Source organism: Thainema salinarum CENA647, assembly GCF_057732415.1.
This window is the reverse complement of sequence record NZ_JBYJZJ010000009.1, coordinates 21,597-34,528: the sequence shown is the minus strand read 5'-3', so window position 1 is coordinate 34,528 and position 12,932 is coordinate 21,597. Positions and strand designations below refer to the sequence as shown.

17 protein-coding genes are annotated in these 12,932 nt (G+C 49.7%); 14 read left to right on the top strand and 3 right to left on the bottom strand.

The annotated features are described in order from the left end of the window. Together AC286M_RS01360 and AC286M_RS01355 are read right to left on the bottom strand one after the other, a co-directional pair. On the bottom strand, positions 1–538 hold a 538-nt coding region (locus AC286M_RS01360; protein WP_488202679.1), incomplete at its 3' end, for a hypothetical protein. Between the two features lie 523 nt (positions 539–1,061). Next, positions 1,062–1,280 (bottom strand): hypothetical protein, encoded by a 219-nt coding sequence (locus AC286M_RS01355; protein ID WP_488202678.1) that lies wholly within the window; start codon positions 1,278–1,280, stop codon positions 1,062–1,064. Positions 1,281–1,379: 99 nt separating this feature from the next. Between AC286M_RS01355 and AC286M_RS01350 the strand changes: the two genes are divergently transcribed. From AC286M_RS01350 to AC286M_RS01295, 12 genes are all read left to right on the top strand, one after another. Next, complete coding sequence (locus AC286M_RS01350) at positions 1,380–1,802, top strand: hypothetical protein (protein ID WP_488202677.1); 423 nt, start codon at positions 1,380–1,382, stop codon at positions 1,800–1,802. Between the two features lie 57 nt (positions 1,803–1,859). Then, positions 1,860–2,099, top strand: coding sequence for a hypothetical protein (locus AC286M_RS01345; RefSeq protein WP_488202676.1), 240 nt, complete (start codon positions 1,860–1,862; stop codon positions 2,097–2,099). 33 nt (positions 2,100–2,132) lie between these two features. Further along, positions 2,133–2,576 carry a Rad52/Rad22 family DNA repair protein gene (locus tag AC286M_RS01340; protein WP_488202675.1) on the top strand — a complete coding sequence of 148 codons (444 nt, stop codon included), beginning with the start codon at positions 2,133–2,135 and terminating at the stop codon, positions 2,574–2,576. Between the two features lie 8 nt (positions 2,577–2,584). Further along, a complete protein-coding gene (locus AC286M_RS01335) occupies positions 2,585–2,749 on the top strand; it encodes a hypothetical protein (protein WP_488202674.1) in 165 nt (54 codons plus the stop codon). A 216-nt stretch (positions 2,750–2,965) separates the two neighbouring features. Beyond that, positions 2,966–3,238, top strand: coding sequence for a hypothetical protein (locus AC286M_RS01330; protein ID WP_488202673.1), 273 nt, complete (start codon positions 2,966–2,968; stop codon positions 3,236–3,238). Positions 3,239–3,597: 359 nt separating this feature from the next. Beyond that, positions 3,598–3,831 carry a helix-turn-helix domain-containing protein gene (locus tag AC286M_RS01325; protein WP_488202672.1) on the top strand — a complete coding sequence of 78 codons (234 nt, stop codon included), beginning with the start codon at positions 3,598–3,600 and terminating at the stop codon, positions 3,829–3,831. A gap of 126 nt (positions 3,832–3,957) precedes the next feature. Further along, positions 3,958–5,022, top strand: coding sequence for a MarR family transcriptional regulator (locus tag AC286M_RS01320; protein WP_488202671.1), 1,065 nt, complete (start codon positions 3,958–3,960; stop codon positions 5,020–5,022). A gap of 205 nt (positions 5,023–5,227) precedes the next feature. Further along, positions 5,228–5,776 (top strand): hypothetical protein, encoded by a 549-nt coding sequence (locus tag AC286M_RS01315; protein ID WP_488202670.1) that lies wholly within the window; start codon positions 5,228–5,230, stop codon positions 5,774–5,776. Continuing rightward, positions 5,743–6,567: a hypothetical protein gene (locus tag AC286M_RS01310; RefSeq protein ID WP_488202669.1), complete on the top strand. Its 825-nt coding sequence runs from the start codon at positions 5,743–5,745 to the stop codon at positions 6,565–6,567. Before AC286M_RS01315 ends, AC286M_RS01310 begins: the two co-directional genes overlap by 34 nt. A 26-nt stretch (positions 6,568–6,593) precedes the next feature. Further along, positions 6,594–6,854, top strand: coding sequence for a hypothetical protein (locus AC286M_RS01305; RefSeq protein ID WP_488202668.1), 261 nt, complete (start codon positions 6,594–6,596; stop codon positions 6,852–6,854). A gap of 136 nt (positions 6,855–6,990) precedes the next feature. After that, positions 6,991–7,365 (top strand): hypothetical protein, encoded by a 375-nt coding sequence (locus tag AC286M_RS01300; protein ID WP_488202667.1) that lies wholly within the window; start codon positions 6,991–6,993, stop codon positions 7,363–7,365. A 181-nt stretch (positions 7,366–7,546) separates the two neighbouring features. After that, a complete protein-coding gene (locus tag AC286M_RS01295) occupies positions 7,547–7,909 on the top strand; it encodes a metal-dependent hydrolase (RefSeq protein ID WP_488202666.1) in 363 nt (120 codons plus the stop codon). 12 nt (positions 7,910–7,921) lie between these two features. On the opposite strand, the gene AC286M_RS01290 is transcribed toward AC286M_RS01295, so the two are convergent. Further along, the gene (locus tag AC286M_RS01290) at positions 7,922–10,978 is read right to left on the bottom strand and encodes a Tn3 family transposase (RefSeq protein WP_488202665.1); all 3,057 of its coding nucleotides are present in this window, start codon (positions 10,976–10,978) and stop codon (positions 7,922–7,924) included. Between the two features lie 130 nt (positions 10,979–11,108). Between AC286M_RS01290 and AC286M_RS01285 the strand changes: the two genes are divergently transcribed. Together AC286M_RS01285 and AC286M_RS01280 are read left to right on the top strand one after the other, a co-directional pair. Then, a complete protein-coding gene (locus AC286M_RS01285; protein WP_488202664.1) occupies positions 11,109–11,696 on the top strand; it encodes a recombinase family protein in 588 nt (195 codons plus the stop codon). A 42-nt stretch (positions 11,697–11,738) separates the two neighbouring features. Continuing rightward, on the top strand, positions 11,739–12,452 hold the full coding sequence (locus AC286M_RS01280) for a hypothetical protein (RefSeq protein WP_488202663.1): 714 nt from the start codon (positions 11,739–11,741) through the stop codon (positions 12,450–12,452). The last annotated feature ends 480 nt before the right edge of the window (positions 12,453–12,932 follow it).

Below are 12,932 nucleotides of genomic sequence, written 5' to 3'. Positions count from 1 at the left end.
AGGTAAGTGTTTCGCCGCGTTCTAGAGCAGTTGGCTTTGTCGCAGTGTCTGAATGCCCATTTTGTGCGTCCCAGATGAAATTGGTGGCGATTGCAGATCCCATGCTATGTGCGATGACAAATAAGGGCGCAGAGTCCCCAGCTTCAGCAGCAAGCGATTTTAGCGTGTTGTCGAAACATTGATGGATTTCATTGTAGATATTCCGCTCACTCTGTGAAACCAACGGCTGATAAGCAATACTATCTGCCAGTGAATGGAAAACAAAGTCTCGCAATTTAAATACTGGGTTTGTCTTTCTTTCAATGTTGAGGCGGCAAAATAGCTCATTTTCAAGGTCTTGTATGATGTCAGCCCAATATACGGCTTTAAATACTAAGCGCTTTTCAATTTCGTCAACTGATAGTGAAAGTGCTTCAGCGACAGCCTTACAGATTCTTGGAGATATGCCACTCACAAAGTTTTTACTTGCTGGATCAGCAAATTCTTTGTCAGTCTTTCCGATGCCATGAATGACCGCGATCGCAATCTTGTTAGACATAGCGATATTCAACTCCAAAGTAAGTGTGGCGAATCAGCCTATTGTTTAGGTTGATATGTCAGAGAATTTTGGTCAGTACCCACACGGGTGATATTCAAGGCTAGAGATTATTCAGACGCATAACTTATTACTGCTTCTAGAGAAAATTACAGAAACAGGAAAGCTTTGTCTAAATAAATCTGTAGTTCCTAGAGGTGCATTGAAGTCGCGATCGCAACTTCGATGCACTTCCACAAATCCTGTACTTCCCACACCATCGGTTACGCCTCAGTTAACAGCGTATGGGCGCTTGGGTATTGGTGAGGAACGAAAGCTAGTCATCTCCTAGTACAACCCGGCCAGGGCTTGAGTCTGTCTGTGAAGCGATACAGGCTGCTGACCCAATCCGCCCTGGCCACCCAAGCGCCAGAGTTTTTTGAAATTTCTTGCTTCCCACTAGCCCACCCCTCTCCCCCACCCACCACCCCCGGAGGAGAAGAACCGGGAGGTTGCTGCTGGCCGCCGCAGGCGGCAGCGCCAAAACTCAAAACCCTTTCGCAGATCGTTCTTGTAGTTTTTCAAATGCTTGAATCGGCAGATTGCGGAATTCTGCCTGATACCAAAATTCTCGATATTTGAATTCGGCTTCTACTCCAAAGCCTTTTAGCCACTGTTCAGCGAGTCCAGCTTGGGCACTATTTCGCACGCGCAAACGAAATTGATTCGTGCCTAAATCCAGTTCAAAAATGCAGTTTCTCTTCATACAAAAATCAAATTCAACTAACTTAATTATAGTGCAAAAGTACTTGTTTTTATAGTGCGATCACCATATAATTTTGTTAGTTGATTTTGGTTTTTGTTCATGGTTGATGCTGATAATTTGGTTTACTCAAAAGCCGCTGCTAGTCGCATTTTGGGCTTGATTTATCGTCAAGTAAAAGAGCTGCGCGTCTATAAAAATTCAATCTGGGTTTATCTGCCTGGTAAGCGTCCATTCTTCATGTCAAAGTCCTTGTTTCACAAGCATTTCAAAGAACACCGGATTGCTCAGGCAAGGGCTTTAACTGTTACTCCTAATCTGTTTCATGAAGGCTTATTTACTGTCAGGAACGAAAGCAAAAACAGCCGCTATGAAGTATCAGCAAAACGCTCTATTTTTTGGTGTGAATGTGAAGACTATCGGAACCAGGAAATGTTCTTAGATGACATCCCGCGTTGCAAGCATGTTTATGCAGTAATGCAGCATCTTGGCAGCGCTGATCTAGAAACTGCGATCGCATCTTAATCCGTTGCCCTGGGCATGGCTTGAAACTGCCCAACTTAGTTGATTTTGGTTTTTGACATGTTTGAACACGATTTACAACGCGACCAAGAACGCCGACAGCGGCAAGCCGATGAACAGGCAGCAGAATGGGGTTTTGATGCTCTAGAACTCCGCGAAATGGTGAAGCGACACGGAGCTAAGCAGGTCTTGCGGGAACTGGCAGTGATTGAGCCGAATTTGGTTTGGTCTATTCCGTCAGATTCTTACCTGATTGGCGGTTACGACGATCCGAACCCTGTACACCACGACGAATTCTAGAGGAGGGGGGAGCACAGCTCCCCCAGACGAACCATGCAAACGAATGGAACTAAACCGAAAGCGCCAACGCCACCCGATGCGATCGCAACTTCCACACTGCTGGAAATGCAAACTGCATTGAAACGGCCACTCCCTCAGCAGTTGCTGAAATCGAAAACTCTCAAAGGCAAGCGGATCGATTTTGTCCCCTGGTACACCGTCGTATCGGTGCTGGATAAGTATTGCCCTGGTTGGCAGTGGCAGATTGTGACCATGCACACGACCGAGGATCGGCTCTTCCTAGTTGGACGTTTGACTGTTCCAACCGCAGACGGGTTGATTTTGCGAGAGGCAACCGGAACTGAGGAACTGAAGCGCATCACCGACGAGGGCGAGATCGCCGAGATTGCCTATGGCGACCCATCCAGCAACGCTGAGTCGATGGCGTTCCGCCGATGTGCTGCAAAATTTGGCTTGGGCCTCTACATGTACAAGTAGGAGCCACCATGAAAACAGAATGCGGCAAGTGTAACGGCTACGGTTACGTCATTGTTGGAGGAACGCGAGGTGGCGTAAATGGTGAATATATCATTGGCCCCGAAACTGAAGAATGCGATCAGTGCGAGGGTGAAGGCGACATAGAAGCACCTGAAATAGACGAGGAGGAGTAACAGCACCAGCGCCGGACGGAGACAACCGACTGGCGCTAACCTGTTCTACCCCTACCCTTTCTTATCTCTCTCTCCTCTCCCACACCCAGCGAACGGAGCGCCCATGACGATCCTCACGAAGCGAAGCGTAGTGATAATAGTCATGAGCGCGGAGAGAGCGACGCTACGACAGCTCGATCAGTTGAAAGTAACTATGATGATCACGCTGTATTTTGTATGACGATCACAATGCTGTCTGATGTTCTAAAGAAAAGGCTTGAGAAGCTCGACACTACGATGTACGAGATTTCCAAGAAGATTGCAGAATCCCGTAACCCACCTAAGAAGGTGACTGATCTGAATGCGACGGTTGCCAAAGTCTTTGATGACCCACAGGGACGGCGCTGGTCTAGTGTGCAGGAAGTGATTGAGGCGATGGGCGGCGAAATCGTTGTTCACTGGCATGACGAAAAAAGCCTGACCCCCAACCGAGAGCCAGACTCAAATTAGTTGATTTTGGTTTTCGTCAAGAAAACCGATCTTTATTGTAAAGCTGCGATCTGGTTTGTAACGTTGCGATCGCATTTCTTGCGGTGGCAGATTTTTTAGGATATTCCATTAAAATGCAATTCCATTAAAATGCAATGCCACTGAGATGCAATATTCGCCGGAGAAGCAAATTGTCACAATGCAAGAAATTTTGTTGAAAAGGCTCGATGAATTGGGCATGACTAGATATCAGGTCGCAAAGGCGATCGCGGATAAGCAGGGTCGAAGAGCCTCGGACATAACAACCCGTGTCAGTCAGACGTTTGAGCACCCTGAGAGCAGACAATACGCAAACCTAGCCGATGTTATTGAGGTTTTAGGTGGCCGTGTGGTCATCGAATGGTCGAGTGTCGAGCGAGAAGCACCATAATGCTTTGCCTGGATACTACACAGTTGCTGAGATCGCTACAGAACTGAAACGTTCCGAAAAGTGGGTTCTTCGAAAGATTACAGGCCGCCATCCGCATCAGCCAGAGCTTAGAGCCTATTTAGTCAATCGCATCTACCTGGTTCCTGAAGCAGAGGCTATTGCCTTTATTCAACGTTATCGATGAATTCATGTGGCATATCAGCAACTGCGATCGCATTCTGTTGTGTGTTTTGGTCTTTCGGAAGACCAGCCCCCTAAAGAAAAAGACCCAGCGCTAACTGGGTCCACACGAAAATAACTAGGAATCATCATGACACTTACAACGCCGATTCAACTACCTCAGAAGATCCATTACAGGCTCACAACCGAAGAATGGCAAGAGGTTTGGGAGAATTTACGCCCCGCTGAGATCCGTATCCTGTATCACCTCAAGACGCTCGATCCGTTCGGAGATAAAGAACTAGAAATTGGAGTTCGAGAGCTAGCCAGAGAGTTAGGTGTCGCCCATACAACCGTCTCAAGAGCGCTGAAAGTCCTAGACCAGAAAGGATACATCAATTTAGAACTGCTCAAGGTCAAGGTGAAAGTGCGATCGCATTTTGAAGTGGTGCCTCCACGCACCAGTGGTGCCTCCACGCACCACCCTGAAGTGGATCAAGTGGTGCCTACAGACACCAGTGGTGCCTACAGACACCAGTTAGAGGCTGAAGTGGTGCCTACAGACACCACTTGGTGCATGGGCGCACCACTGGTGCCTACAGACACCACCACCGAAAACTTTACAGCACAAGGCTTTGAGCGACTTTTTGATCAATCTGCAAATCTACCAGAACAGATCTGTTCAAACTTTAAAGAAAACAGAACTGGTACTGAAGGCGTACAGCCTGTGGAAAAACAGGAAGGAATGGTAAACGTTGATTCGTTGTGCCAAACCATCTCTGAGGGCACTGGAGTACAAATAAACGCTGCTTTACGTGGGATAGTTCAAAAAATCCAAAACAAGCACCCTGAAGAGGCACAGAGACGTATTCAGGCTGCTGTCGCAGCCTATCTAGAACAGCAAGAAACTGTTCGTAACCCTCAAGCCTTTATCAGCGCAGCCCTGAGACGTGGGTTTACCAGCAACGAAGAGAAGAAAACTCGTAACAAAACAAAACAAAACTCTAGTCAGGATTCAATTCCCTGTCGCGACCTCAGCGACCTAATTTCTGAAATTTCGGTGCATTGTCAGCGGCTCGGTATGACTCCGGCTGAAGCGCTGGAACGATTCGGCAGACCAGAACAAACACTGGCCACGTTGAACGATCTCGACCTGGCTACCCTTCGCTGTGAGATGAGAACTTGGTTTAATCCCATAGATTTACCGATGGATTAGACAAACCGAACTCAGGAATTTAAGCTTTTTGTCTCATACAAACGCCGCAATTTGCAATAGTTTCGGTGTTAAAAAGTTGTAACCGAAAATGAAAATCGCTTTTCTGGCTTCACCGAAACTTGAACCAGAATTCGGTAGGGGTACTGGTACGAAAAATTCCTGCAAAATCCATATTATGTGGATACACAGAGATTTTTTTAAAGCTATGACCAACCAGAATTCGGAAGTCGCTACCCAGATTCGGCCTGAGCAGGCAATGGAACAACTAGGTTTAAAAAAGGATGCTTACTATGAGGATCTAAAGTTTTTAGGCATCAAGGCAAAGCGGGATTCTGATGGTAAGTGTTACCTCGATCCAGAGCAGTTTGAGCTATTAGTTATGTTGCGCGACCATGTGAACGAAACGGGCAAGCGTGACGGCTTTGACATTCCCGGTGAGCTGGCCACCACCGTTGGCTCTGAGATGGGCTGTCAGAATGAGCCGACATTTGCTGAGCCAGAAGCCGAGGCTGAGCAGTTTGATATCGAATCGCTGATTGAGGCAGCGGCAGAGTTAGCGGGTTCGCGGATGACGATGAAGGAGCAGGTGATAGCTGCGATCGCAGATCAGCTTACCTTTGACGATCTACCGGAGCATGTGAAAGCCAAGGTTCAGAGCGTGAGGGCAGCGACTGACCCAAAATTGCGGCCACAACAGGTGGCGCTAGCAGTCCTCAACCAGTGGCGGCAGAAGCAACAGGCAGACGTAGCGTAGACTCGCCGGAATTTGCCCGCATCTGTGAAGCGGTTCGGCAGGGTTGCAATGTTTTGGTTCTGGGGGAAGCTGGCAGTGGTGCCGACTTGCCCCAGGCCGTTGAGGATCACTTTGCTGGAACGTTCGATTGTGCGATCGCAATTTATAAGGGCAGCGCCAAACTGTTCTACAAACGGATGGCTCAGGCGCTGGATATCCCCACTGAGAACGGCGAAGGTAAACCGCTCAATGTAGACGATCAGAAAGATGAGCTGCTGGATAACATCGGCGCTCAGACGCTGCTGATTTTGCCGGAGGCTAAACGGCTTTCGGCTTCGATTCGCTATTGGTTGGAAGATGCGATCGCAAATGGGTGTCGCGTCGTCATGTTCTCGCCCGTGAACCCTGGCCGAGATATTTTTCTCAACCTGCTGGAGATTGAGCTGGAGCTGCCCAGTGATGCCGCCATTCGTCAGGTAATGGAGCAGGAAGCACAGCGCCAAGGATTGCAGCTTTCCCGCGCAGAACTGGCCGAACTGCAACCGCTGGCCGGACGAAACCCAATGTTGGCGAAGAAGGTTGTCCGGCAGCGCAAGTTAGGCATCAAACATCAGAAGCCAGAACACACTCAATACATCGTGATCATGCCCGTCATCGTTGCCTGTCTGATGGCCTTTGGCATCGTCCGCTTTGTCGGCATGGGCACGGGTAACAAGTCACTCTATATCTTCGGTGGTGTAACGCTGGTGGCCGGAATGACGCTAAAACAGTTAGGAAGTGTCAGAGGTGCTAGGAAGCGGTTAGGGCAGTGACGAACGGCGAAATATCAAGGCGTTTAATGAAGCCACACCTACAAACTCTCTGGTGCTGGCAACGAGAGCGTGTACTGGAGACAGTGACAGTCTGCTTAGAGTATTTCCTGAATGGTGATGAGGCCGGATTCTGGGACAATCTCAACCAGCTAAACGGAAAACCCAAACAGGTTGCCTTGCTGTGTATCAGAGATTGTTTGCGGTATGTGCAGGTTAAGGGAGAGCGGAATCTAAAGATGCAGTCGATCTGCGATCGCAATCAGTATCGGTTTCTGAGTTCTGGATGAAAACCCTTCTCAGACTTCTCATCCAACCCTTAAGTCAACTTCAGATCCGACTCAGAGCAGGTTCAGGCTGGCCCTCCACTATAGGAATCAACAAAGGAAAGCAAACCGCTTGATTCCGCCCAAGGAGGCCCCACTGATGAAATCTCTACTCGCTAATCTCTCCATCCTCGCTATTGCTGCTGCTGTTGTTGCTCCCGCTGCTGGTGCGGCTGAACTGACTCCCCAAACCAAACTCAATGAGCGCTTTGAGCAAGAACGCATCGAAACCCTCAACCAGTTGACCGACCGTTTTGAAGAGTCTCGCGATCAAGTTCTCAACAAAGGTCTCAACGACCGCTTCAAAGCTGAACGGATTCAAACCCTCAATAGTCTGTCAGACCGTTTTGAAGAGTCTCGCGAAGATGTTCTCAACAAAGGCTTGAATGACCGTTTCAAGCAAGAACGTATCCAGACGCTCAATAGCCTGTCTGATCGCTTTGAAGATGCTCGTGATCAGAACTTAGATAGCTAATCCTTTTCCATCCCGCTCCACTCCTTCCCCCAGGTTGACGCTTGGGGGATTTGTTCACCTATAAAGCTTGGAATCAGGTTGCTTTCCGTGATTCCGTCCCTCCTGCATTCACCTGTGGGAGGGTTCTTGCTTTTAGCCGCTGAACGGGCACTCTGATTAGAAGACTTTCCCCTGAATGCCCATGATGGCTATCACTCACGCCGCGATCGCAACCGCAGGCGTATCCCTTCTCTTCAGTACCGCTGACCCGTTACCGTTGGCATTGGCCGTTTTGGGTTCACAACTGCCCGACCTGGACACCACAACCAGCGTGATTGGTCAGGTGTGCTATCCGATCAGCAGTTGGATTGAGGATCGCTTTCCGCACCGGAGCATCACCCATAGCCTAGTCGCCACGGCTGCGATCGCAACTATCGCCTTACCTATTGGCATCTACTTTGGCAACTGGCAGGTAGCCGCAGCGGTTCCCGTGGGGCATCTGTTCTCCTGCTTCTCAGACTGGGGTTTTTTGCATAACCCCCCGAAAAGGTATATTCCACAATGAGACTCGCTCATCTCACTCAAGCGGCAGCCGTATCAACTGTTGAATAATCGCTTCCATATCAATGGTTTCAGGCTGCCTATTGAACTCATAGCGACCATAGAAATTGATGTGCTGCCACGCGACTGGCGACACCTGGCTGAGCAGGGCCACCCTAGCCGCGTCACCGCAGCTATCGCTGTGAGTCAATAGGTCGGACAGGATAGAGGCGTTGTAGTAGATGATGCAGTTGGTCAGCAAGCGAGCGCAATCTCCCCATATCTGCTGCTCATACTCGGTCTTAAAGCGAAGCTTACCGAAATTGGCGTAGGAAACGGCTCTGCGCAATTGATGATAGCTTTCGCCCCGGTTCAGCGCCCGCTGGACATTCTGACGCAGGGGAACCGAATCGACATAATCCAGAAGATAGAGGCTTTTGATGATGTTGTCGTACTCCCATAGCGCTCGCCGGGTCTTATTCCTGCGAGCATAGGCACTCAGCTTGCTAACAAGGATGCTCTGAGTGGTGGTCTTCAGAGCCAATGACACCATAATGCGCTGGATGTTGTCCCACTCGGCCACAATGAGCTGAGTATTGATCTTGCGAATCGGCCTGAGCAGGGCATCTCTATACTGACTGGGATGTTTGAACCCATAGAGCGCATGGGTGACCTTGTCATGGATATCCCGGTAGCGCGGGGCGAACTGATAGCCGAATAGGTGCAAGATGGCGAAATTGACCTCGTTGGTACCATGCGTATCGGTGGAATGAACTGTGGGCTGAACCTCAGTCGTGTTGTTGAACAGCAGGTCGAACACATAATGGCTCTCGTGCTCATTCGCGCCGATGATTCTGGCATTGACCGGCACATGGTTGGCCACCAGGGTGTAGGAAACGACGCCCTTTTTCAACCCAAAATACTTGGGTGAATGACGGGCATTGATGGTCTGAATCTGGCTTTCGAACTTTTGTCCATCGCTGCTGGAGTGAAGGGTTCCGTCAATATCGTAGTGCCGAAAAATAGGGAGTTCAGCAATGGCATTGCTGACGAGATCGTTAGCCTTTCTGAGCGTTTCTGGGCGGAGGAAGTTATCGGATGCGTTTGCCAGGGCGTGATAGCTGATATCCGAGGTCTCGCCCATGCGACCCAGCCCCATATTGGTGCCCCAAGCAATCAGGCAGGCGATCAGCACGCTGTCGTCTGATTTTTGTTTGACGTAACGTCCCAATCGGTGTTCAAAGGCTTCGCTAAACTGACAGTGCTGATTGGCGAAATGCACGACGCTGCTGAGGTTGGCGTGCTTCAGCGTACTGAACATCCGATGGTTGATTGACTCGCGAATGCCGGGTGACTGAAGCGTCCACCGGATGGTTGCCCCCCGCTTTTTGATCTCAAAATGTGGATTCTCACCAGCACTCAAGCGTTGATTCACCTGCGCCAGTTGAGCCTCCAACTGCTGTTCGAGCGCTGCCAAATGCGCTTGAATCGGTTGCTTGAGGATCGTTAGCCCAGTTGCTGTAATCAGCTCAGTCTTTGCCTGCCACTGCTGCCTGCTGAGTAGGTCATCCTCGAAACTGCGGAAGCGAACACTGTCGCGGCAGAAAATATCGCCAGATTCCAAACCGTTTCGCAGCAGTCGGTAAACCAGAAACTCGTAGCGGTTTGGTAGTAGATGACCACCGACTTCTGCTGAGGCATAGAGATAGCGTTTGGTTGAGTCTGGAATGAACTGGGTTGGAAACGAGTCTAGGCGATATTGACTCAAGGGTCGCCCTTTTTGCGCCGCTGCTTTCAAGAACGCAAGCGCCTTCAACACAGGGGCATACCCCGAAGCACTGGCAAACTCAATCGCGTGTAGGATAGGCCGCAGATTGCATTTGAACTGTCGCGCCAAAGTATCTACATGCTCCCATTGAAAAGCCGTCTCATCGAAGCTGGCTTGAGTGGCAATGTGCTCAGCCACGAAGGCTAATTTCTGACGCTCTAGGATCTCAAAGGCTCTTGTCCGAACTACCTGAAAGGGAGTGGTTTCGGCAATGGTGTCGTCGGTAAAAAGCTTGAGGATCTGACTGGCTTTTTGCAGGTTTTGGTTACCCTCAACCCGATACTCATACACCTGTTCTTTAGCCGCTATTTTGCTCTCTTCAACATACCGTCTGACGTTGTATATCAGGCTGTTGATCAGATTGTCGTGTGCCCGCTGGTAGCGATGGTAAACAAAGCACAGCAGATACACATACACCGTACCCTCAGTCAGTTGCTTGAGCCGGAAGACAGAGTAATAAGTCACCAGTGACGCATAGTACTTGATGCTCTCGCGGGAAATCTCCAGTGCGGGCAGTAGGTTCTGGGCCAAGCGATAGAGTGGCTGAATCTGATCGCTGCGACGAATCTCACGCTTCACCTCACCGAGGCTGAAATCTTTGGGTTCTCGTTTCAGCTGAGTGATTTCGTACAGCCCTGGTGCATCATCTATCATCCGGTTTAAGGCTTCAGTATTAGCGACTGTCAGATGCTGTTTCACCACGGCAACCAATCGGCCTTGCTCATAGGCAATGGCCTGACCCACTACATCCTGCATAAAACTATATCCAGGTGCGACAAGGCATTGCTCTTCGAGATAACGCACTAGCTCGCGAAAGATGTAGATGGGCTTGCCACAAACCCTGGCAGCCTGTTGAGCTTTGCGCATCAGTGCTTGACGCTCCGCCTCAGCACAGGTGCGGTAGTTGCAGAGTTCAAGGATAATGCGCTGGTGCTTCAGTCGCGTGACCTTCGTCAGTTCAAACTCAGTCAGATGGAAGGTTGGGAAGTAGCGTGCCTGAATATATCGAACATCGGCAGCGACAGCTGAAAATTTGAAGACAAAAAAGAGATGGCGAGCCTTGAAATAGCCCAGTTGTAGAATGGCGTATATCCGGGACTTGATGCTATGCAGCTGCTCGATGGCGGTAGCGTCTCTAGACGATAGCGCGAAGTACTCGCTTTGCTCTTCAGGGGTGAAGTGAGGCAATCCATAGAGGTCGGTAATCTCGTCATCACCCAAGATTTGCAGACGTTTTTGAGTAGGAGCCGCTATCTGCTCTGCCATAGGAATTAGCGATCTCGCTGGGGCGTTGCGTCGTTTACAATAGTCTCAGAAAGTAGACCTTTTGAGACAGGCCCATATTAATGTCTCAATCCATGTCTCATTATTCGATTCTCAAAAGGTCTTAGACCTAATGAAACCTTTGGGGGCGATCATGGCTGTCGTCGGCTATGCGCGGGTCAGCTCTGTGGGACAAAGTCTCGATGTGCAACTCGATAAGCTGAAGCATTGCGACAAGATCTTCCAAGAGAAGCGGAGTGGTTCTTCCAGCAAGCGGCCTCGACTGAAAGCTTGTCTCGAATATGTTAGGGAAGGCGATACGCTGGTGGTGACCCGCTTAGACCGGCTGGCGCGCTCCACGCTTCATCTCTGTCAATTGGCTAAGCAGTTAGACCGAAAGCAGGTCAATCTCCAGGTGCTTGACCAGAACATTCACACCGGCGATGCTACCGGACGGCTGCTCTTTAATATGCTGGGGGCCATTGCCCAATTTGAGACCGAAATCCGGGCTGAACGTCAAATCGATGGCATCCAGAATGCCAAAGCCCGTGGTGTTAAGCTGGGTCGGGATAAGCATTTGACTGAGCAGCAGTGTTTGGAACTGCGACAGAAGCGAGCGCAGGGCGTGCTCATCAAAACCCTGATGAAGGATTACAACCTCTCGAAGGCCAGTGTGTATCGCTATCTGGAGGGTACGAAAGTTGCGCAATCACTAGATTGAGACTCAGATGTCTCTTTGTGGAATATACCTTTTCGAGGGGTTATGCAAAAACCCCCAGACTGCTTCACTCGCCAAGGGGTACAGCTCTTTTGGCCTGTTCCAGCTTGGGCGATCAGTGTCAGCAATCCAAATCGGAGATTGAAGACGGGCAGCACAGGTGAGTATTGGGTACTGGTCGCTGCTGTCGTGCTGCTGTTGTTGGGAATTCAACTGGCAGGCACTGGCGGTGTGGCTCAGTCGGTCGGGAGTAATTTGGGCCTGCGTGATACTGCGATCGCAACTTACAACGCCAATGCAGATAAAGCTGTCTATGCCGACATCAAAGGCGTGTGGGCAGATGATCGGAGTCGTGCCGATGGGGAATACCTGATTCTCAAAGCCCAGGGTAACGAGTTCATCGTCACCGACGGCAGCGGCATCTATTTGACGGGCGAGAACATCATCCCAGAGTCTTTGAAGACGCGCACAGGGGAACCGATGCAGGTGAGCCGAGAGACGGTCAGTTTCAGTGATGAGAACCCGACCGAGAAGTTTCAGCAACTTGCGATCGCAACTGCGGGGAGGAAGGTTTATCTATCTGGAACACTGACAGTCGATTATCCCGAAGGCATCACACTCCAGCCACCTGGACGGCAGTATCAAACGGCAACGCTCACAGCGGATAGGATGACATTTGATTTGCATTCACTGGAGCTAGCTACGATTCAGCTATCGGATCAATGGGTGACGGGGAGTTTGTCGGTGATGGTGTTCTAACCTATATGTCTCTTTCTGGTAGGCAGGATAAGATCGAAGTGCATGAAAGGTAATTCAACAAATAGGAAAAGCCCAGACAACTGTCCAGGCTTTGTATTGCTATGAATGTGCGGTTGAGTTACTGATTTGAATCGAGAGGTTCCGATACCTCACATGTCGGAGGGGCAAATTTGCATGGTTGTTGGCGCAACCATGCACCTGCTCCTCCGACAGTCAGGCCAACTAATAACGGAATAACAACTTTAATCAGCAAGTCAGGTAGTCTTCCTGCTAAGGATTCCACCAACTTGTTAGGGAGTGTAATTGTGATAGTCACAGAGTCGTCATTTGGGTCAAGATTCGAATCCTCACCTTTTGGTTTTTTCCAAAACATTATTTGCCTCCTGTAAGGATGTACAAGTTACCCATACAGAGGCCACTTCCAGCGGTATGCAAATTGAAATCGCTGATCGCCTTAATTCGATCCGAATCCTGATTTTG